20 protein-coding genes and 1 pseudogene are annotated in these 22,018 nt (G+C 37.7%); 13 read left to right on the top strand and 8 right to left on the bottom strand.

Annotated elements, in window-relative coordinates; all coding sequences use genetic code 11:
• Positions 1-233: 233 nt before the first annotated feature.
• A complete protein-coding gene (locus ACR65M_RS09380) occupies positions 234-785 on the top strand; it encodes a hypothetical protein (RefSeq protein WP_440273164.1) in 552 nt (183 codons plus the stop codon).
• Positions 786-882: 97 nt separating this feature from the next.
• Positions 883-2,706: an oligoendopeptidase F gene (gene pepF / locus ACR65M_RS09385; RefSeq protein ID WP_121445386.1), complete on the top strand. Its 1,824-nt coding sequence runs from the start codon at positions 883-885 to the stop codon at positions 2,704-2,706.
• 109 nt (positions 2,707-2,815) lie between these two features.
• Here pepF and ACR65M_RS09390 read toward each other — a convergent pair whose 3' ends face one another.
• The 4 genes from ACR65M_RS09390 to ACR65M_RS09405 all read right to left on the bottom strand — a co-directional run bounded on the left by ACR65M_RS09390 (position 2,816) and on the right by ACR65M_RS09405 (position 5,732).
• Positions 2,816-2,959 (bottom strand): hypothetical protein, encoded by a 144-nt coding sequence (locus ACR65M_RS09390; RefSeq protein ID WP_440273210.1) that lies wholly within the window; start codon positions 2,957-2,959, stop codon positions 2,816-2,818.
• A gap of 525 nt (positions 2,960-3,484) precedes the next feature.
• The gene (locus ACR65M_RS09395) at positions 3,485-4,324 is read right to left on the bottom strand and encodes a ClpXP adapter SpxH family protein (protein WP_165918097.1); all 840 of its coding nucleotides are present in this window, start codon (positions 4,322-4,324) and stop codon (positions 3,485-3,487) included.
• Between the two features lie 197 nt (positions 4,325-4,521).
• Positions 4,522-5,136, bottom strand: coding sequence for a lytic transglycosylase domain-containing protein (locus ACR65M_RS09400; protein WP_121445384.1), 615 nt, complete (start codon positions 5,134-5,136; stop codon positions 4,522-4,524).
• A complete protein-coding gene (locus tag ACR65M_RS09405) occupies positions 5,133-5,732 on the bottom strand; it encodes a CYTH domain-containing protein (RefSeq protein ID WP_121445383.1) in 600 nt (199 codons plus the stop codon). The genes ACR65M_RS09400 and ACR65M_RS09405 overlap by 4 nt, the downstream gene beginning before the upstream one ends.
• A 146-nt stretch (positions 5,733-5,878) precedes the next feature.
• On the opposite strand from ACR65M_RS09405, the gene ACR65M_RS09410 reads away from it, so the two are divergent.
• The 4 genes from ACR65M_RS09410 to ACR65M_RS09425 all read left to right on the top strand — a co-directional run bounded on the left by ACR65M_RS09410 (position 5,879) and on the right by ACR65M_RS09425 (position 8,950).
• Complete coding sequence (locus ACR65M_RS09410; protein WP_121445382.1) at positions 5,879-6,247, top strand: UPF0738 family protein; 369 nt, start codon at positions 5,879-5,881, stop codon at positions 6,245-6,247.
• Positions 6,248-6,280: 33 nt separating this feature from the next.
• On the top strand, positions 6,281-6,919 hold the full coding sequence (gene yjbM, locus ACR65M_RS09415) for a GTP diphosphokinase (protein WP_121445381.1): 639 nt from the start codon (positions 6,281-6,283) through the stop codon (positions 6,917-6,919).
• A gap of 112 nt (positions 6,920-7,031) precedes the next feature.
• The gene (locus ACR65M_RS09420; protein WP_121445380.1) at positions 7,032-7,826 is read left to right on the top strand and encodes an NAD kinase; all 795 of its coding nucleotides are present in this window, start codon (positions 7,032-7,034) and stop codon (positions 7,824-7,826) included.
• Between the two features lie 224 nt (positions 7,827-8,050).
• Positions 8,051-8,950 carry an RluA family pseudouridine synthase gene (locus ACR65M_RS09425; RefSeq protein ID WP_207899819.1) on the top strand — a complete coding sequence of 300 codons (900 nt, stop codon included), beginning with the start codon at positions 8,051-8,053 and terminating at the stop codon, positions 8,948-8,950.
• A gap of 678 nt (positions 8,951-9,628) precedes the next feature.
• Here ACR65M_RS09425 and prpE read toward each other — a convergent pair.
• Both prpE and ACR65M_RS09435 read right to left on the bottom strand, forming a co-directional pair.
• Positions 9,629-10,366: a bis(5'-nucleosyl)-tetraphosphatase PrpE gene (gene prpE, locus ACR65M_RS09430; RefSeq protein WP_121445378.1), complete on the bottom strand. Its 738-nt coding sequence runs from the start codon at positions 10,364-10,366 to the stop codon at positions 9,629-9,631.
• A gap of 139 nt (positions 10,367-10,505) precedes the next feature.
• Positions 10,506-11,681 (bottom strand): FtsW/RodA/SpoVE family cell cycle protein, encoded by a 1,176-nt coding sequence (locus ACR65M_RS09435; RefSeq protein ID WP_121445377.1) that lies wholly within the window; start codon positions 11,679-11,681, stop codon positions 10,506-10,508.
• 250 nt (positions 11,682-11,931) lie between these two features.
• On the opposite strand from ACR65M_RS09435, the gene mgtE reads away from it, so the two are divergent.
• Together mgtE and ACR65M_RS09445 are read left to right on the top strand one after the other, a co-directional pair.
• Positions 11,932-13,311: a magnesium transporter gene (gene mgtE, locus ACR65M_RS09440; protein ID WP_304213024.1), complete on the top strand. Its 1,380-nt coding sequence runs from the start codon at positions 11,932-11,934 to the stop codon at positions 13,309-13,311.
• A 34-nt stretch (positions 13,312-13,345) separates the two neighbouring features.
• Positions 13,346-15,193 (top strand): monovalent cation:proton antiporter family protein, encoded by a 1,848-nt coding sequence (locus ACR65M_RS09445; RefSeq protein ID WP_440273165.1) that lies wholly within the window; start codon positions 13,346-13,348, stop codon positions 15,191-15,193.
• A gap of 43 nt (positions 15,194-15,236) precedes the next feature.
• Here ACR65M_RS09445 and fabI read toward each other — a convergent pair whose 3' ends face one another.
• Positions 15,237-16,016 (bottom strand): enoyl-ACP reductase FabI, encoded by a 780-nt coding sequence (gene fabI / locus ACR65M_RS09450; protein WP_440273166.1) that lies wholly within the window; start codon positions 16,014-16,016, stop codon positions 15,237-15,239.
• Positions 16,017-16,245: 229 nt separating this feature from the next.
• Here fabI and ACR65M_RS09455 point away from each other — a divergent pair.
• The 5 genes and pseudogenes from ACR65M_RS09455 to ACR65M_RS09475 all read left to right on the top strand — a co-directional run bounded on the left by ACR65M_RS09455 (position 16,246) and on the right by ACR65M_RS09475 (position 21,375).
• A pseudogene (locus tag ACR65M_RS09455) lies at positions 16,246-16,759 on the top strand (DUF3231 family protein).
• 271 nt (positions 16,760-17,030) lie between these two features.
• Positions 17,031-18,605, top strand: a complete 1,575-nt coding sequence (locus ACR65M_RS09460) for an IS1182 family transposase (protein ID WP_440273167.1) — start codon at positions 17,031-17,033, stop codon at positions 18,603-18,605.
• Between the two features lie 199 nt (positions 18,606-18,804).
• Positions 18,805-19,320, top strand: coding sequence for an MFS transporter (locus tag ACR65M_RS09465; protein ID WP_440273168.1), 516 nt, complete (start codon positions 18,805-18,807; stop codon positions 19,318-19,320).
• A gap of 11 nt (positions 19,321-19,331) precedes the next feature.
• A complete protein-coding gene (locus ACR65M_RS09470) occupies positions 19,332-20,021 on the top strand; it encodes an MFS transporter (protein ID WP_440273169.1) in 690 nt (229 codons plus the stop codon).
• Between the two features lie 7 nt (positions 20,022-20,028).
• Positions 20,029-21,375 (top strand): amino acid permease, encoded by a 1,347-nt coding sequence (locus ACR65M_RS09475; protein WP_440273170.1) that lies wholly within the window; start codon positions 20,029-20,031, stop codon positions 21,373-21,375.
• On the opposite strand, the gene ACR65M_RS09480 is transcribed toward ACR65M_RS09475, so the two are convergent.
• The gene (locus ACR65M_RS09480) at positions 21,372-22,001 is read right to left on the bottom strand and encodes a LysE family translocator (protein WP_440273171.1); all 630 of its coding nucleotides are present in this window, start codon (positions 21,999-22,001) and stop codon (positions 21,372-21,374) included. The two genes, ACR65M_RS09475 and ACR65M_RS09480, sit on opposite strands and share 4 nt — an antisense overlap.
• Positions 22,002-22,018 lie beyond the last annotated feature (17 nt).

Consider the following 22,018-nt stretch of genomic DNA (forward strand, 5'->3'; position numbering starts at 1 on the left):
AAGATTATTAGATGAAATAAACGAACTGAAATGTGAATTATCATTATTAAAAAAGGAGAAAGAACATTTAGAAGGTAAACTAGAGATTTTTTGAATTAATAAATCCTCCCCTATCCTGATTAACGACTGCTTGGGGAGGATTCATAAAAATAGTTGGGAAGCAAAATTGTACATCCTTAAACGAGCGAAAATGTACATTTTATCATTGACATTTATACGCCCCCAACCAACCAATGTTTACCTATCAAAGTTTGTGGGTAAGAAAAAAGTATAAATGGAGAGCAAGCTACTCCGTTTATTCATCTAATCAAATCGCATCATTTTTATCTTCCCTTTACCAATACCAAATACCTCCATCCCACTTGCCAGCTGAAGCTGGTTTGCCTGTCCGCTCAGCCTACTGGTTCCAGACACCACCAATGATATGGCAAATGTGGATGGTGTTAGATTTATTGCTTCCACTACCAATAGGGGATACTTTCTTTTTTTCAAAGGCAATGGAGGTGATATCTAAACGAATTGCTTCAAATAACATTACAATCAGACATCTTCCGTTGATTTTTCATACCCAATATTCGCTTGCTGTGGAGGAATACCTGGATTTGCTTGTGAAAGCGGGGCAACTAAAAAAACTTACACAGACAATATATCAAAAAGCAAGGGAACCTCACATACCCGCTAATTTGGAGGAAGCCTATAACATGGATCTAGCCCTTATCAAAAGGTTGGAAATTGTTGGAAAGAATGAAGAGGTTGGAATGGTAAAACCTAATATTGGTGGATGACTGAATTCAAAAAACTTAAACTTTTTCTGATAAAAAAGGAGATAGTTAATAGGATATCGAATACATTTTAAAGAGTAGGAAATAGGAGGTTTATAAAATGGCTGAACAATCAACTGTAAAAAAACTCCCAAATCGTAATGAGATTGCTGAGCAGGATACTTGGAGATTAGAAGATATTTTTGCATCTGACGTAGATTGGGAAAAAGAATTTCAAGAAATAAAAGAGATGATACCTGGAATCGAAGCATTCCAAGGAAAACTCGGTGAATCTGCGGATAAGCTGTATGAAGCCTTAGCTTATCAAGATGCAATTTCCTTACGAATGGGAAAACTCTATACATACGCACATATGCGCAATGACCAAGATACATCAAATTCGTTTTATCAAGGTCTATATGATCGTGCAACTAATTTGTATACGCAGGTAGGAAGTGCGCTCGCATTTATCGTGCCGGAAATTTTATCAATCGATGAAGATAAAATAAAATCCTTTTTAGCTGAAAAAGAAGAGCTGAAGGTATACGAGCATGCATTAAATGATATTAATCGTGAACGACCACATGTTTTATCTGCAAAAGAAGAAGCCTTGCTTGCACAAGCTTATGAAGTAATGGATTCTTCAAGCAACACATTTGGAATGCTAAATAATGCTGACCTAACGTTTCCGACTATTAAAGATGAGAATGGTGAAGAGGTAGAGATTACACATGGTCGTTATATTCGATTCCTTGAAAGCTCTGACCCACGTGTGAGAGAAGAAGCTTTTAAAGCGGTATATGACACGTATGGAAAATTTAAAAATACTTTTGGTAGCACATTAAGTGGTACTGTAAAGAAGGATAATTTTAATGCCCGTATTCGTAATTATAAATCAGCCCGCGAAGCAGCCCTAAGCAGCAATAATATTCCAGAAACGGTATATGATAATCTAGTAAATACCATTAATGAAAATCTGCCTCTTTTACATAGGTACGTTGATTTACGTAAAAAAGCGTTAGGTGTAGATGAGTTGCATATGTATGACCTCTACACACCATTAGTTAAAGACGTGAAAATGGAAGTTTCTTATGAGGAAGCAAAGGATTATATCCTTAAGGGGCTTGCTCCACTAGGTGAGGATTATATTAATGTTCTAAAAGAGGGCTTTGATAATCGATGGGTTGATGTTCAAGAAAACAAAGGAAAGCGAAGCGGAGCGTATTCATCTGGTGCATATGGTACAAATCCATATATCCTTATGAACTGGCAGGACAATGTGAATAATCTGTTCACGTTAGCTCATGAATTTGGTCACTCCGTACACAGTTACTACACAAGAAAAAATCAACCTTACACATATGGTAATTATTCAATCTTTGTAGCAGAGGTTGCGTCTACTTGTAATGAGGCACTGTTAGGAGATTACTTATTAAAAACGATTGACGATGACCAAAAGAGATTATATCTTTTAAATCATCAGCTTGAAGGCTTTAGAGGAACTGTATTCCGTCAGACGATGTTTGCAGAATTTGAACATATGATTCACATGAAAGCCCAAGAGGGAGTAGCATTAACACCAGACCTGTTTACTGAAATGTACTATGAGTTAAACAAGAAATACTTTGGTACAAATATTGTGGTAGATGAAGAAATCGGTTTAGAGTGGTCTCGAATTCCGCATTTCTACTATAACTATTACGTATATCAGTATGCAACAGGCTATAGTGCTGCAACTGCTTTAAGTAAGCAAATCCTAGAAGAGGGTAACCCTGCTGTTGAACGATATATTAACAATTTCCTTAAAGCGGGAAGCTCCAATTATCCTATTGAGGTACTTAAAAATGCAGGTGTAGACATGAATTCAGCGGAGCCGATTAAAGAAGCATGTAAAGTATTCGAAGCAACACTAACTGAAATGGAAAAATTATTAGAGAAGCAATAAGTAATGCGAAAGGTGCAGCTGATCAGCTTATGATTCGATCTTATTGCGCCTGGAGCTAGACAATAAAAAGGAAGGGCATCCATTTTTGGATGCCCTCTTATTTGCAAAATTAATGAAAACCCCTAAATCGATTTCGGTGATTATAAATAACAAGTGTCACGAGTAACGATAGAAATAAAAGAGGGGTCGTAATGTAAAGGGGAATTAATTTCATCAATCCTAATATGTTTAGTCCAAAGGTGAGGATAATCATAATCACCCCGATAATCAGCCCAATTTTCCTCATAGTTACGCCCTCCTTACAAATGAATGTAAGTATCTATTTAATATCTATGTCCAAGCATGCGTTTTTAGAATAGGGAATTTGACAACTTTGTGAAAAAATGTACAAATAGTTGAAAATGGTTATCAACCTTGCTATTATGTATTCAAGAAGTAATCACACAAACAACACCCCTTTGTTTGAAGTGAGATTTCTCCCATCCCCTTTATTGAAATAGAAAAAAAGACTTGGTCAAATGGCCAAGTCTTTTTTGTTAATCAATAATCTTGTTCCACCGCCTATCCCCTCAAGGTCACTGGCCAATCAAACAAGAAGGTCAAAGAAAAATCTACTCGCCGTCTCGTCTTGTGCTTGTCGGACTTACACAGGACAAGAAACGTTAGGAGCATATTCACACGCGAAGAAAGTGTAAAGCTCTTCGATGTGTTGACACCGACATTTGCCACAGGACGTGGCTGTTGTTAGTCGATGCTCTTCTTACAGTCGCTTGTACTTTTAGTCAATATATCTCCAGAAGGTTCCGTATTTAACAGGAACTTGCTCTACTTTCTGCTTAAGGATAAGCTTTTTCATTTCCCGTTCGACCTCTGGTATAGGCAAGTCGTATAAAACTGAAATTTCTTTTGAAGCAACAAATTTAAAGTATCTCAAAAATTCTTCTAATGGAGGTGCCGGGGTTGGTTCGATTTTTTCACCTAGCATATCGTAAATGATATGGACGTACATTTCATATGGATAACACCCCGTAATTTTCAAACCTTCCTCTTCAATGTTTTCATTAAAGAAAACGAGAGTAGGGATTTCATCCACTTCCATTTCAGATGTGATCTTCAAGTCACATTGGAATGCTTTGGCTGCACTTGATGAATGAAGGTCATTCATAAATTCATTTACATCTAGTCCGACTTCATCTGCGCAAGACATTAATACATCTATATCAGAAATGTCACGTTTTTCAAGGAAGAGATTTTCCTGGAGTTTTCGTAAAAAACGTATACCAGCTCTTTTTCCTTGCAGCTCAGCCGCTTTAATCGCAATCGATACAGAATGTGGAGCTGAAATCGGATTTTCAAGCCATAAACTACCATCACAAGACATTCCTGACCTACTAGCAGTGCGCTCCCAAACCTCAGCCATGTCTGCAGGTTTATTTTTCTTTTGTATATTTAAGGAAGCAAGGCGGCCACTTAAAATATGGCGAATTGTAAAATACTTTCCATATTCAATTGTTAGCTTTTTTAAAATGGGCTCAAGTGCCCAACAATCAGGACACAATGGATCAATAAACATATAGATCTCTAACGGACGATTGCTAGATGTTTGATTGAAGCCCATATTTTCAGAATGTTTCAAGACCTTACCCCTTTCTACTCGTAAGGAGTTTCTATCATATGTTAAGTGTACTAACATTTTATCAATGGATGAGATTTAACTCAAATAATGCGCACTTTTGAGCGAATGAAATTTATGGAATAGTGTTTAAATCGCTTATAAAATAAAAGTTCTCCTGTTTTAGTCCAGGAGAACAGTGTTTATCCGATATAGGTTTCTGTTACTTTTCTAACATAGTTTTGTGTTTCTTTAAATGGCGGAATTCCACCATACCTATCGACATTACCTGGTCCTGCATTATAGGCTGCAAGGGCAAGTGAAACATTTCCATTATAACGGTCTAGCATATTTCGCAGATATTTTGTACCCCCTTCAATATTTTGCACAGGATCAGTTAGGTTGGTTACCCCTAGACCTCTCGCTGTTGCGGGCATCAATTGCATGAGGCCAGTAGCTCCTGCATGGCTTTTCGCATTTGGATTAAAATTAGATTCATGCTTAATCACAGAGCTTATTAATCGTGCATCCACATTGTATTTTTGTGCCGCATTCTGTATCATTTCATCAAAAGAGTTCGGAATAGACGTAGGTGCAGCGTTCGAAATTGTAAGAGGCAGATAATGATTATTGATATTCAATGATGAAGGATTAACCTTCGATCGTATACTTTCAGTTGATGAACTAGTTGCATTAGACATAAGCTGTAACAGCATGTCTTTAAATAAGAAACCATCATTAATAGTAGTCGGTGTATCGGATGTCGAAACGTTACGCAAAGCTTGAAGCTCCATCATTACTTTAAAATCTATTTTCAAGTGAGTTCCTCTCCTAGTAGAATTTGTTTCTTTCGATTATAAAACCTCAGAATTTTATTGTCTGTTTTCCGAATAGGGATCTTGTATTGTTCTAATAACTCTTTAAATCTTAATTTTCCGCTAACTTCATCAGTTACTTCATATTCTACCTCGAAATCAATTTGATTTAAATAGTAACTCTTATCCAGCACAAGTAAACCATTTTTGTAATCAACTTCTGCTCGTTTCGTTTTTAGGGAGCCAAAAAAACGAACGTCGAGAGGTTCGATTGATAATCCTTTTATGATAGACGCGACTTCGCCTTCGATGATGTTTCCACCATTAAGCATTTGCTCGGCATCTTCCTTGCTTAGTACCTGATGTGTCTCAAGCAAACCACGTTTAACAGGCTGTTTTAATGTAAGAGTACATATTCCATTCTTTTTACGAATACGGAGGGCAGCCCCCACCCCCTTTAATGAAAATTCAGGGGTATCAAAATAAAAATTTTCTTGAATTATTTTTTTGTCCTCACTAATTGAGAATGCAGTCAGCAATTGAAGGTATTCAACTTCCTCTAGAATATTTTTAAACTCAATTTCAAGCTCTTGTGACATAATTTCAACCTGTCCTTTGTTTTAGTTTTTTTTATTATATCATTATGGTGTATCTTTTTTAGGATTTGGTTAGCAATTCTTTAAAGAATGGCTGTACATATGATAAAATAAGTGTGGATTTTGAAAAGAGAAAAAGGAGCTTACTCATGCAGAAACGTATTGAAATTAGTGAAATGAACACCTCTAACAACCAATTAGAGCTAATAGCGGAAAAACCAAATTTTGACACAGCTGGTTTACAAGCTAGTGGACAAATGCTTGTGGATTCTGACTCATTGGCATTTATCTACAAACTTGAAAATGAAAAAGAATTTATATATGTGAGCTTGCCATCATCAATATGGCCGTCACTTAAAAATGTTATATCAGAAAAACAAAAAGTTATCTTACACCTTGAAGAGAATGAACTCGAACTTATCGATATCATTCCTGAATTGGAATACCTGTTACAAAACATTGAAGGTAACACCAACTATGGAAATGAAATGGTCGAGCTTGTTGAAAAAACATTTTGATTGTTATAGCTTCGACAAACAGGGGGGGCTATTATGAGTAAAGACTGGGATCTTTTTTTGGCTCCATATAAGCAAGCTGTTGATGAACTAAAAGTTAAGCTAAAAGGAATGAGAACTCAATTCGAAATGCAAGGGACCCATTCCCCAATAGAATTTGTAACAGGAAGAGTAAAGCCAATCCCTAGTATTCTAGATAAAGCTGCTAAGAAAAATATATCACTCGATAATATTGAAGAAGAGATGCAAGACATTGCAGGTCTAAGAATGATGTGCCAATTTGTAGACGATATTAAAAGGGTCGTTGAAATTTTAAAGATGAGAAAAGATTTTGAAATCATTGAAGAACGAGACTATATCTCCCAAAAGAAAGAAAGTGGTTATCGTTCCTATCATCTTGTGATTAAATACCCAGTGCAAACTATTAATGGAGAAAAGAAGATTCTTGTAGAAATACAAGTACGCACACTTGCTATGAACTTTTGGGCAACCATCGAACACTCCTTAAATTACAAATATAAGGGCAGATTCCCGCAAGAGATTGAGAATCGACTACAACGTGCTGCAGAGGCTGCTTTTCAGCTTGATGAGGAAATGTCTAAAATCCGTGGCGAAATTCAAGAAGCACAAGTTATTTTTTCTAGAAAAGCTGAAGGTAATGACTCTGATTGTTAGTTGAACCAATCGGGCATTTACGGGCAGTGATTACATGCCTACTAAAGTTGTTTTAAACAAAATTTTACTGCCCGTTAATGCGGGAAAAATCATAATAGATAGGGTGTAAAATATGAAATTTGCTGTAACTTCGAGGGGTGACTCGAACTCGAATACATTAATGCATAAGATTAAAACTTATTTAATGGACTTCGGGCTTACTTATGATGAGGACCAACCAGATATTGTAGTTACTGTCGGAGGAGATGGAACACTATTATATGCCTTTCACCGTTACCGCAGTCGTTTGGATAAAACAGCATTTGTAGGTATACACACAGGACATCTTGGATTCTATGCTGACTGGGTTCCGGAAGAGATTGAAAAACTAGTGATTGCTATCGCAAAAACCCCATATCAAGTGGTTGAATATCCATTACTTGAAGTATATATCCGGTATATTAATGGGGGACGAGAGTCAAGGTATCTCGCATTGAATGAGTGTACGGTTAAAAGTGTAGAAGGCTCACTTGTAATGGACCTTGAAATTAAGGGTCAGCTTTTTGAAACATTTCGTGGGGATGGGTTGTGTATTTCCACACCTTCCGGAAGCACTGCGTATAATAAGGCGCTTGGTGGTGCTATATTACATCCGTCAATCGAGGCAATTCAGGTTGCAGAAATGGCATCGATTAATAATCGGGTATTCCGAACTGTTGGTTCGCCATTGATTTTACCAAATCACCATACGATTGTGATGAAACCAGTGAATGATGTGGATTTTCATATCACGATTGACCATTTAACCCTTTTACACAAGGATGTCAAGTCCATTCAATGCCGCGTAGCTCCGGAAAAAGTACGTTTTGCACGCTTCCGACCTTTCCCATTCTGGAAAAGAGTTCGTGATTCGTTTATTTCGGATTGACAGAAATTCGGAGGCGAGTGTTCAGCGACGAACGTACTAAGGCTCAAGGTGGGACACACAGACATTGTCAAAGGACGTGCTTAGTTAGTCTTTGTTCCTAAAGGAGATAAAGGAAACATGGTGAACAAAGTAAACCGATGATGAATTTATCGTAAGCTAGGGTGAGAAAGTAACGATAGTCGATGCGAGTCGTGGATGGACAAATTTGAAAGGAAAAAAGGATTGTGGCTCAATTTACATTAGAATGGAAAATCTCATCAAGGGACACGGGAAAATTAATTAGAGAGTTTTTAAGGGAGCAGCAGATTTCGAAAACAGCTCTTACAGATATTAAGTTTGCTGGTGGCGGTATCTTTATTAATGATGCATCTGTTACAGTTAGGCACCTTTTAACGGAAGGTGAGGTCTTGAAGGTCGTATTCCCGCCTGAGGAGGCGAGCATGGAATTACTTCCTAATAAACTACCATTACGGATTGTGTATGAGGACCCTTATGTAATGGTAGTAAACAAACCTCCTCATCAGCAATCAATCCCTTCACGGGAAAACCGGTCAGACAGCTTAGCCAATGCATTATTGTTCTATTATCAGTCTATAGGTCTTAACAAGACTGTCCATTTAGTTAATCGCCTTGATCGAGATACATCAGGTTTGTTAGTAGTTGCTAAACACCGCCATATTCATCATCTATTATCTGAGCAACAGAAGGCAGGAAGATTGAAAAGGGCATATGAAGCAATCGTACACGGCAAATTGGATATGGATTCTGGGACGATTGATGCCCCAATTGGCAGGAAGGACGATAGTATTATTGAGCGTCAAGTGCGGCTGGATGGACAAAAGGCGGTTACTCATTTTCGAGTTATTCAAGAGTTTGGTGAGTGGACGCATGTGTGGTTGCAGCTAGAGACGGGACGTACCCATCAGATCCGCGTTCATCTATCTCATATTGGTCATCCTATTGTTGGAGATGATTTGTATGGGGGGAAGAAAGTGGATATAAGCAGGCAAGCACTCCATTGCAGGGAACTTTCATTTTGGCATCCAATGGATGAGAAAGTGTTATCCTTTCGGGCAGAACTACCTGAGGATATGAAAAAAATATTGGAAAAAGCGACCTTTTGAGGTCGCTTTTTTTGTAAGTAGGATGCGTTCCTGTTTTTTCGAAGATATACGAACAAAGTGGTAACGCAAGTGATTGAATCGTACCTAATTGTCGAGGACCCCAGTCAAAAAGGTAACGCAATCGGTCGAATCGTACACGATCGTCAAGGAATCCAGACAAAAGGGTAACGCAAGCGATTGAATCGTACCCGTTTGTCGAGGACCCCGGACAAAAGGGTAACGCAAACGGTCGAATCGTACCCGAACGTCGAGGAACCAAGACAAAGTGGTAACGCAATCGGTCGAATCGTACCCGTTCTCGGAGAAACTAAAACAAAAGGGTAACGTAAGTGATTGAATCGTACCCGATCATCGAGGAATCCAGACAAAAAGGTAACGCAAGCGATTGAATCGTACCCGTTCTCGGAGAAACTAAAACAAAAGGGTAACGTAAGTGATTGAATCGTACCCGTTCTCGGAGAAACCGACACAAAAAGGTAACGTAAGCGATTGAATCGCCCCCGATCGTCGATAAGCCAAGACAAAAAGGTAACGTAAGCTGTCGAATCGTACCCGAACGTCGAGGAACCAAGACAAAGTGGTAACGCAAGCGGTCGAATCGCCCCCGATCATCGACGAACCTGAACTAAATGGTAACGCCCATTTCGTGCTCATTATCAAACCTTAATTCAACATTATCTACCCAAACTCCCGAAACTTCTCCTCAACAAGTGGCATCGTAGAAGGTACAGTTACAGTCTCCATTTCAGGATACCTTAACGCAGTTAAACTACCTCCAAACACGCAACCTGTATCGATGTTTAAAGTATGATTCACCCATCTTGGCTCTCTCACTGGTGTATGACCATAGACTATCCACGAAGACCCCTTATAATGCTTAGCCCAGTCGCGTCTTTCAGGGGTTCCATCAGGGTTGTTCTTCCCCGTAATATCCCCATATAACACAAAGGTTTTTACTTTTTTATCATTGCGGCCGATGTAATCCTCACGAATCCCTGCGTGAACTATGACTAGCTTTCCTCCATCTAACCTCTCGTACAATGGGGCGGCGTCGTATAATTCAATAAACTGATTACGGATTGACTCTTGTTCCTTTTTGGACAAGGCCTTGAATTCTGCAACCGTGGTTTCCAAGCCATGTGTGGTTTGAACTTTATTCCCAATAAAAAAGCGATACAGTTTATTGCAGTGGTTGCCTGGCACGTAGTATGCCTTCTTCGCTTGGACGACAATCTGATACACTGTTTCAATCACCTTCAATGACTCTGGTCCACGATCTGTTAAGTCACCGACAAAAGCTAACTTACGGTCATTATGTAGTGGAATCCCGCTTTCCCAGGAATAACCTAGCTTTGTTGTTAGTTCTTTAAATTCCTGAAAGCATCCATGTATGTCACCAATAACATCAATTTTCATCCTAAAACACCTTCCTAAAAACGCATCTCGGCACTTTTGGCCAGATATATATCAGATTCAATAGTTATAAACATAAAAAAATCACGCCACTCTCCCTATTATAAGAAAAATGGCGTGATTTTATTTCATTAAGTTAAAGTTAATCAAACATGAATTTCTTTGTTCTAGAACGAACATTTAGAACAATCCCGATTGCAATCATATAGGTTGCAAGGGAACTCCCCCCGTAACTAATGAACGGCAATGGAAGACCTGTGATTGGTAGAATTCCAACCGTCATTCCAATGTTTTGGAATACTTGGAAGGTGATCATTCCGATTACACCTGCACATAGATAACTGCCGAATGGGTCATGGCTTTCTAATGCTATATGAATCATTCGATAGATTAATAAGAAGAATAAAGAAATAATAATACTTGTTCCAACAAATCCGAATTGCTCTGCTACTACAGCGAAAATAAAATCAGTGTGACCTTCTGGAATCGTAACCTCAGACTCTTGGAATCCTTTGCCGTGTAATTGGCCAGAACCGATTGCAAGTAAGGAACGAACTAATTGATGTCCTTCATTACCCGCAGTATCAAAAGGAGCAAGCCAGCCATAAAATCGACTCATCTGATAGTCTTCTATTATATACTTAAAGAAAAAATCAGGAAAGTTAAAGTATAGAAAAACCCCTACAGATACTGTAAAAACAGCTGTAAAAACTGCTGCGAAAATAATTCTCCATTTAATTCCAGCAACGAGTAGCATTGTAGCAATGATTGACATAAAAACCATGGTCATTCCCATATCAGGTTGTAACACTAAAAAACCAATCGGAGGAGCAGATGCTAATAAAATCTTTCCAATAAGTAGAAGATCGTCCTTTACTGTATTAATCGGATAATTTTCACGATGATCTGAAATAATTTTACTTAGCACAATGATCATAAATATTTTCATTAATTCAGAGGGCTGGAAGCTTGCAAAACCAAAGTTGTACCAACTTGTTGCTCCCTTTACCTTCGAAGCAAAAGGGATATCTACAACATATTTTTCAACAAACAGACCAAATAATAGCACCATCCCGAATCCATATAAATACCAGGAAATCATTTTAAATCGATCAAAATCGATCACCATGGTTCCAATAATCGCGACAATTCCTATTACATACCATTGAAGTTGTTGTGCAGCGAAGTTGATATTTTTAAGCTTTTCTGGTAAAAAGGGCTGTGCACTTTGGATTGCAATGGCACTAACGATAGCCATTAGAAATAAAATAAACAACAATGTATAATCAATTTTTTGTGGAGTATTTTCTTTATTCATGGATAAAAAAATCCTTTCTAATCTGGCACGAGTTTTATATTATAGAAAACAGGGTATAATTCAATATCCACTTTATCATAAATAGCCAATTTTATCTTAGCTTATTTTTGATTGATTGCAAATCTTTACATAGCACATCACTAAATAAAAAATGATATACATATAGCCACAAAAAGTAAATGGTCGTATGTTACATTTCTGAAAATGTATGTAAATTTTTTGTTTTTTCAGTTGTAAGGGGGGAAGCAACGTGTTACAACAAGAGGTAAATGAAAAGGAGCAGCAGCAACTAGAAAATGAACAATTGCTTACAGCTCTTGAAAATGAGAATATTGATCAGTTCCGGACTGTATTTTTAGATATACATCCATACGAAAGAGCAAAATTCTACGCGAAATTGCCAAAAGATGCTAGAATGCACGTATATCTTTTTTTGTCTCCATCGGAAATGGCGGAAGTTTTTGAGAACCTTGAAATAGATGAGAATGAATATGAAGAGCTTCTATCTGAGATGGATCCAACGTTTGTTGCAGATATGCTTTCTCAAATGTATGCGGACGACGCTGTTGACGTATTAAATGAATTAGATAAAGAACAGGTCGCAAGCTACTTAACAATAATGGATGATGAAGCTGCAGGGGAAATTAAACAACTCCTTCATTATGAGGAATATACAGCCGGTAGTATCATGACTACCGAATTTATCGCGATACATGCCAATCAAACGGTTAAATCAGCGATGTATATTTTGAAAAAGGAAGCTCCTCGTGCTGAAACGATTTATTATATTTATGTAATAGATGAGGAAAAACACCTTGTAGGAGTTATTTCAATTCGGGATCTACTTGTAACTGATGATGACACAATGATTAGTGAAATTATGAATGACCGAGTTGTCTCCGTGTCTGTTAGTGAAGATCAGGAAGAAGTTGCACGGAGGATGAAAGACTATAATTTCTTAGCTGTTCCGGTAATTGACTTTCAAAACCATTTATTGGGGATCATTACAGTAGATGATATTATCGATGTTATGGATGAAGAAGCATCTGATGATTACTCAAAACTTGCGGGGATATCAGATGTTGATTCAGCAGATAAAAACATTTTCACATCAGCTAAAAAGAGATTGCCATGGCTCATTATCTTATCTTTCCTTGGAATGCTAACTGCAAGCCTAATCGGGCGATTCGAAGCAACGCTTGATCAGGTTGCAATATTAGCTGTCTTCATTCCGTTAATTGCTGGTATGGCTGGTAATACCGGAACACAAGCCTTGGCTGTTGCTGTCCGGAGAATAGCGATTGGTGAAGATGAGGAAGAAAATAAATGGCTATTGATCATGAGAGAAGCCGGAACAGGAGTAATAACTGGTGCTGTTTGTGGAACGGTAATAATGTTTGTTGTTTATTTTTGGTTAGGTGATTTCTTTCTTGGACTATTAGTTGGATTTTCGATTCTAATTACTTTGATAGTCGCTACTCTGGCAGGTGCACTTGTACCATTACTTATGCATCGGTTGAAGGTTGACCCGGCGGTTGCTTCAGGGCCTTTTATCACCACAATCAATGATATTATAAGTATTTTAATTTATTTTGGGTTAGCAACATTCTTTATGGGTTATTTAGTTTAATAATAAAATCATCTTATTTATAAGGGGGTAAAATATGGAACATGGTGCTTCATTAACATCATTAGTTATCGTGATGGTGGTGGCCTTTTTGACACCACTGTTATTACATAGGTTTAAGCTGCGGGCGATTCCTGTCGTTGTAGCTGAAATTATCATGGGGATTATCATCGGAAAAAGTGGTTTCGATGTGGTCGAACCTGATATGTGGTTGGAAACATTATCTACACTAGGATTTATCTTTTTAATGTTTTTAAGTGGAGTTGAAATTGACTTTACGGCTTTTGCAGGAGGGAAGAAGCGACAAAAGCTTCCTAATGGCCAAAAGGCTCCAAATACTTTTTTAGTTTCCGTCATTGTTTTTGCAGGTATTTTTATCTTATCACTTCTATTATCATTTATGTTTGTGAGGTCTGGGTTTACGGATAATGCATTTTTAATGACATTAATCATTTCCACTATCTCTTTAGGTGTTGTTGTACCAACTCTGAAGGATGCCCAAATCATGAAAACGAATATCGGTCAGATTATTTTATTAGTCGCAGTTGTGGCCGATCTCGTGACAATGATTTTACTTGCTGTGTTTGCATCAATTTATGGTGGCGGAGAGAGCAATATGTGGCTACTCTTAATCCTATTCGGTGCGGGTGTACTCCTCTACTTCGTTGGGAAAAGATTCCAAAATCGTTCCTTCCTAGAAACGATGTCAAAGGGTACAATCCAAATTGGAACAAGAGCCATTTTTGCGCTAATTATGATTTTAGTTGCTCTTTCTGAGACCATTGGTGCAGAAAATATTTTGGGAGCTTTTTTAGCGGGGGTATTAGTGTCGCTATTATCTCCTAACCATGAAATGGTGCAAAAGCTTGATTCATTTGGGTATGGATTTTTAATTCCAATCTTTTTCGTAATGATTGGTGTAGAACTTGATTTATGGGCACTTTTCCAAGATCCGAAGATTCTATTGCTCATTCCCTTGTTATTTATAGCATTAGTCATTTCAAAAATGCTTCCGATTCTCTATATTAAGCGATGGTATGATTGGAGAACGACCATTGGAGCAGGTGCGTTACTAACATCAACATTATCACTTGTTATAGCTGCTGCAACTGTTGGGGAGAAAATGGGTATCATTGATGACAGAATGTCAGGTGCTTTAATCTTGGTTGCGGTCATTGCGAGTATTGTTTCACCTATTGGGTTTAAAAAGCTTTTTCCAAAGCAAGTGGTCGAAGAACCAGTTATCCGTGTTGCTTTTATCGGTGCAAACCAGATGACTTTACCAGTAACGCGAGAGTTGAATTCGAAACTATATGATACGACTCTTTATCATACAGTGCAGGATAAAATTGATAAAAGACATTCTGATTCAGTGTTTGATATTGTTGAACTCTCTGATTATTCGATAGACACACTAAAAGATTCGGATGTATTTGATGTGGATATTTTAGTGATAACGTCGGGATCGGATGAGTTGAATGCTGAAATTGCAAAATTCGCGAAGGAAAATGGAGTAGACCGTGTAATCGCAAGAATTGAATCAGGCGAGCTTGGTGATGAGCTAAAAGACCTTAATATCGATGTCTTCTCATTACTAATGTCTACGAATACATTACTCCGTGCGTTAATCGAAGCGCCTAGTATTATGACAATCTTGACTAATCAGGAGCAGTCCTTGTATCAGATTGAAATGAACAATAGTCTTTATGATGGCACAATGCTACGGAATTTCCCGTTTACTGGGGATGTAATCTTTGTTCGCATTTTTAGAGGCAAAGATTCAATCGTTCCACATGGTGACACTGAACTTCAGCTTGGGGATCGTTTAATCGTAACTGGCTCGAGGGAGTATGTTGATGAGTTAAGAGTGGATTTAGAATTCTAAAGGAAAGAGGGCGAACCCAAATTTTGGTTCGCCCTCGTTTTAATTAACCTACAATATTATATCCTGAATCTACATAAATGACTTCGCCAGTTACTCCACGTGAAAGGTTACTTAGCATAGCGATGGACATGTTTCCAACATCCTCTTTTGTAACGTTTCTCTTTAGTGGAGCTTTTTCTTCAATCATTTTCATAATATCATTGAAGCCTGGAACTCCTTTGGCAGCTAAAGTTCTAATTGGACCAGCAGAAATTGCGTTGACTCTAATCCCATCTTTTCCAAGATCAAATGTGAGGTATCTTACACATGCTTCAAGTGCAGCTTTTGCAACGCCCATTACATTATATCCTGGCAAAGCACGTACGGCACCTAAGTAGGACATTGTTATGATCGAAGCGTCATCTGCTAAATATGGTCGTGCAGCTTTTGCCGCAGCTACTAAGGAATAGGCACTTGTGTCCTGTGCAAATGCATATCCATCACGGGATGTCTCGATAAAATCACCTTTTAAGTCATCGGCGTTTGCAAACGCAACAGAGTGAACTAATCCGTGAATGGTTCCTACTTTTTCACCAATTTCATTAAACGCTTGCGTGATGCTTTCGTCACTGTTCACATCGCATCTAACAATCATTTCTGCGGGATAATTGTATTTCTCTAATAATTTTTCAAGCTTTTCACGAGAACGATCTAGACGGTATGTATAAATGACTTTTGCACCAGCTTTATATAGGGATTCTGCAACACCCCATGCTATACTTCTTTCATTGGCTACACCCATTACAACAATATTTTTACCTTCTAATTGAATTAAATCTTCCATAGTAACCTCCATAACAGCATCAAAAATGGTATTCCATTGTTTATTATACCTAGTTTTAGTATCTGATACTAATCATATCATTTTTTAGTAATTAACCCAAGTGTAGTGTTAATGTAAATCTAAAAATAGTCATAAATAAATTGTAAGGCGATGGATAAGATAACTATGTGCTTAACAAAGGAGTGCACAGTACATGGATAAAATCTCAACTATTTTAAGGAGGGCAACAATGAGAATCTTAAGTGGAAATCCAAAAGAAGAGCCTTTACATTACGGCGAGGTTTTTGATCTTTGGTCTTCGGTACTTGTTGGGAATAGCGATGATATCAGGTTATCAAACCTTGATTAACCATGCTGGTGATGATGATTTAAAAAAAATATTAGCTGAAGCCATCAATCTTGGTAAGCAGGAAACAAAACAGGTGGAGGAGTTATTGAAAGAAAATGGTATTGGTTTACCACCTGCTTCACCAGAGCCACCTGCAGCTTGTTTAGAAGACATTCCAGTAGGTGCAAGAGTGCCGGATCCAGCAATTGCTGCTACACTTTCAGCGGATACTGCAGCAAGCCTAGTACTATGTAGTCAGGTGATTGGTAAATCAATCAGAGAAGATGTTGCAATGATGTATGGTCAATTCCATAATCAGAAAGCTGTATTAGGTGCGAAAGTACTTCGATTAAATAAAGAAAAAGGTTGGCTAATTCCGCCACCGTTACATCTCCATAAACAAGGAGATTGTTAATTTTTCTTAGGACAAAAATGACGAGCAGAGTGATTCTTATGAATCGCTCTGCTTATTTATATTTAAATTGAAACCTCATTGTATTAGGTCTTTTTAAATGAATTTTGGACCTTGATTCTATTTGGCGTTTATTTTAGTTATCAAGGAATTAAAGCGCTCATTTAAAGGAAACTTATATTTGTTAACCGGCTTTGTTTATTTTTTGAATTAAAATAAGGACCACTTCTGATAAAATAAAGTTACCACACCATATCTTGAAAGAAGGGTCCTTATGTTTAAAAATTATATCATGAATCAATTAGTTTTGCCTTTAGATTTAGAAGTAAAATTACAAAATAATGATATAGCCTTCCATGTTCATCACTTAGTTGAAAGTATCCCGCAAGAAGCTTTCGAACCATTTCTTCGAAATGAGGGCTGTCCAGCTTATCATCCACGCATGATGCTTAAAATTATCTTATGTGCCTACACGCAATCAGTCTTCTCTGGACGAAAAATTGAAGCCCTATTAAAAGATAGTATTCGTATGATGTGGTTAGCTCAAGGGTATGAACCAAGCTACCGCACAATCAATCGATTTCGCATTCAACCAGAAGTGAAAGATATAATTCGCGAATGTTTTGTCCAATTCCGTTGCCAATTGGTCGAAGAAAAGCTTATTGATCAAGAAGCTATTTTTATTGATGGTACAAAGATTGAAGCGAATGCAAATAAATTTACATTCGTATGGAAGAAATCCATTGAGAAATATAGTGAAAGCTTAATTGAAAAGTCAAACCAGCTATATAACGAGCTACTTAAGAACGAAATCGTACCTGAAATTGAAATTGAACGTGAAAACACTGAACAGTTATCGTTGGAAGAGCTCACTCAATTGGTTAAAAAAGTAGACGAAGTCGTAACCGAGTATGATAAACAAATTGAAGCTACATCAGATGTTTCAGAACGAAAAGCTTTAAGAAGCGAACGTAAATATCCGAAACAAGCGCGTAAGCAATTGATTGATTTTGTCTTGCGTAAACAGAAATACCAAAGAGATTTAGAAATCTTTGGCACACGTAATAGCTATTCTAAAACAGATCCCGATGCGACATTTATGCGAATGAAAGAAGATTATATGAAAAACGGACAATTGAAAGCTGGTTACAATGTACAAATCGCAACGGAAGGTCAATACACTCTTGCTTATAGTTTGTTTTCAAACCCAACGGATACGCGTACGTTAATTCCATTTCTAGATGAAATCGAGCAGCATTATTTTGTGTTACCGAAACACATTGTCGCAGATGCAAGTTATGGTAGTGAACAAAACTATAATGATATCCTTTCCAATAGAAAACGAGAAGCACTTATTACTTATAATATGTATTTGAAGGAGCAGAACAAAAAGTATAAGCAAAACATATTTAATCCTGACAATTGGCATTATGATGTAGAAACAGATACATATACATGCCCTAATCATAAACGTCTTGAATTTCAATATCATTCTATTCGCACTGATCGTACAGGGTTTGAACGGAAGTTCAAAATCTATGAGTGCGAAGACTGTTCGGGATGCCCATTTCGTTTATCATGTACAAAAGCCAAAGAAGGCAACAATCGAAAACTAATGGTGAATGAAAAGTGGGAACAGCAAAAAGAATATGTAAGAGCGAAGCTTTCAGAAGAGAAAACGAGTGCCATCTATCGAAAACGCAAAATCGATGTGGAACCAGTTTTTGGATTCTTGAAGGCTAATTTGCGTTTCTCCCGATTTTCTGTAAGAGGAAAATCGAAGGTAGAAAACGAAATGGGCCTAGCTTTAATGGCAGTGAATTTAAGAAAATTCACTGCCAACAACTAAGGTAATGGGAGAATTTACACGAAAAAATAGAAAAAGGTGAGTTTGAGCGCGCTCAAATTCACCTTTTTCACTATTCGAAGCTAGTTATGTCCCAGCCTCTTTTTACTTAGCGTTCAATTAGCCATTATGCATAGTAAAAGATGTTTAAGGATAGGTTAATCTTGATATAAATATTAGAATTCCGAAGGAGATAGGAGACATGCAAAAAACGGAGAAATGGGGTGTGCTCTCACTAGCATCCATCCCATTAGTCATGACCTTAGGTAATTCTATGCTTATTCCCATTTTACCGATTATGGAAAAAGAAATTGGTATTACATCCTTTCAATCAAGTTTAATCATAACGATTTATTCTATAGTAGCCATCATCTTAATCCCAATCGCTGGTTTTCTCTCTGATCGAATCGGAAGGAAAAAGGTCATTATCCCAAGCTTAATAATTGCAGGGATAGGGGGATTAATTTCTGGACTAGCTTCGTGGTTATTTGAAAGTCCATATTTGATCATTTTAATCGGAAGGTTTTTACAAGGCGTTGGAGCTGCTGGTGCTTCCCCCATTGTTTTACCTTTAGTAGGTGATATGTGCAAAAGTGAGAAAGATGTGAATACAGGACTAGGATTGATTGAAACATCAAACACGTTTGGAAAGGTACTAAGTCCAATTTTAGGTGCAATACTTGCAGCTTTTATTTGGTATATGCCATTTTTTGCTTGATTTCGATTCTTTTGATTCAATTTCTTGTACAAACTCCAAAGAATAATGAAGTGGATACCTCAAGCTTCTCTTTTTTTCTAAAGAAAATTAAGCGCACACTTAAGGAAGAAGGAAGATGGCTGATTTCCATTTTTATCGTTGGCGCCATATGTTTTTATATTCTTTTTGGGATGCTCTTCTTCTTATCGTCGATTTTGGAGGACAAGTACGGAATTGATGGAATTATAAAAGGTCTCATCCTTGCAATTCCACTCGGTGCACTTTGCTTATCTTCATTTATCACTGGAAAGAAGCTTGGTGATGATAAAAATGCAATCAAATGGATTATTTTTTCGGGGATTTTTGCAGCTACTGTAGCTGTTTTTGGAATATGTTACACGGAAAATCTGTACATTTTTATAGCTGCCCTTGTCATTTGCGGGATAGGTATCGGAGTCGCTCTTCCAAGTTTGGATGCACTCATTACGAATGGCACTGAAAAAGACGAAAGAGGTACAATTACCTCTATTTACAGTAGTGCTCGATTTATTGGGGTTGCGATCGGCCCACCTGTTTTTGCCATTTTAATGAAGCTTTCACATGATATCTTGTTTTTCTCGGTAGCTGGCATTTCGGCTGTAGCAACCGTTCTTGTTTTATTTTTTATTAAACCCCCCAAGCTGGTTCGAACAGATTCTTTATTTCAAAAGGTAAAGAGGTAGAGGGGATATGGCTAAAGGAAAAAGTGAGAAAAAGATTAAATGGTGGCAGCTTTCCCTTTTTGGAGTTGGATGTACAATAGGCACAGGTTTTTTTCTAGGGTCCAGCATTGCGATTCGAACAGCTGGCCCCTCTGTGTTGATCCTATTTATTATAGCTGCAATTGGAACTTATTTTGTCTATGATGGATTAGCTAAACTTACTGCAAAAAAAACTGAAAAAGGGGCGTTTCGTACTTATGCAAAACAAGCTTTCGGAAGATGGGCTGGCTTTAGTATAGGTTGGATTTACTGGAGTGCCGAAATGCTTATCATGGGAAGTCAGCTTACTGCATTGTCTATTTTTACTAAATTTTGGTTTCCTGGTACCCCTTTATGGGTCTTTGCTGTAATCTATGGTGTGTTAGGTTTAGCTGTATTGTTGATTGGTACAAGTGGGATTAACAAACTAGAGAATGTTTTTGCTCTCATCAAAATCTCGGCAATCCTTATGTTTATTGTAATTGCGGTATTGGCAGTAACAGGTGCTATCGATGGAACAAGGGATCCTCAACTGCCTTCTGAATATTTCCCGAAAGGAATAATGGGGCTCTGGTCCGCCTTGATTTTTGCGTTCTATGCCTTCGGTGGGATTGAAGTAATGGGATTAATGGCAACCCAGCTTAAGGACAAGAGTGAAGCACCAAAGGCTGGAAAGATGATGCTTCTTCTTCTAACCATCATTTATTTGGCTTCCGTTGGACTTGCTGTGATGCTCGTGTCGTGGAAAGTCTTCACAGGTGAAGAAAGTACATTTGTAGTTGCTTTAGATAATTACAATATCCCATTAATTGCTGATATTTTTAATGGGGCCTTGATTATTGGAGGATTCTCCACAATGGTTGCTGCTCTATATGGGGTAACAAGTATTTTAGTGAACTTGTCAGAAGACGGAGATGCCCCAAAGATCTTTTCAAAAAAAGGGAAATTAAAGGTGCCATTACCAGCCTTTATTTTAACAGCATCCGGCCTACTTACTTCAATTATCTTTTCGCTTTTAATGCCTGATAGTATTTACGAATATGTAACGACTGGAGCAGGGCTCATGCTCTTATATAATTGGTTATTTATCCTCTTGTCTGCAAATCGACTATTAAAGCCTGGATTTGTTGGGAAAATGAAATATTATCTTGGCGTGCTATTTATTTTACTTGCGGTTAGTGGAACATTGTTTAGTAAAGAAATTCGTCCAGGCTTTTTTATTAGTCTCGGATTTATCGTGATTATCTTTATATTTGCTTTTATTAAAAACAAAGGTAGTAAAAAGAAAGAGTCCAAGGGCATGGACACTTTATTTGAAAAACTTCAAAAAACTTAGTGACTTAGTAAAAGTTTTATACCTTGAAAACCAAAATAGATACCAAAGCCCATGAGAGATAGCCCGGATACAATGGAAATGAGTGCTAATAGACGTGAGGTTAAGATCCTCCGAAAACCACTCGATACTGTTGCCATTGTTATATCCCATAGAAGTAGTCCACAAAAAATGGCTGCACTATAGAGGATTAGTTCGCTACTGGTTGAAGTGGAAGCTGTTTTGGCCAATACAGAGCCATAAATCCCTAACCAAAATAAAATAGTAAGCGGGTTTGTAATCGACATGATAAATCCAGAGAAAAAGGCTTTAAAAGCAGGTTCCTGGTTTCTGGAATTCTCCATCTTAATTTGTCCGGCACTTAACATACTTTCAACACCGGTATAAAACAATACAAAACAACCAAAAAGCCATAGAAACGTTTGGATAAATGGGGTATTGATGAAGGATATAAGACCTAAGTAAACAATGAGCATGTATACTCCATCAGCGAATACTGCACCAACACCAACGAGCCAAGCATGGAGGAAGCCGTATTTGATACCTCTGTCTAATTGTGCAGCATTAACGGGGCCAATGGGTGCTGCAAGGCTGAGACCTAATAGAACATAACTGAAAAGAACGCCCATTTGAATTTACACCTCTT

Source organism: Ferdinandcohnia sp. SAFN-114 (genome assembly GCF_059415045.1).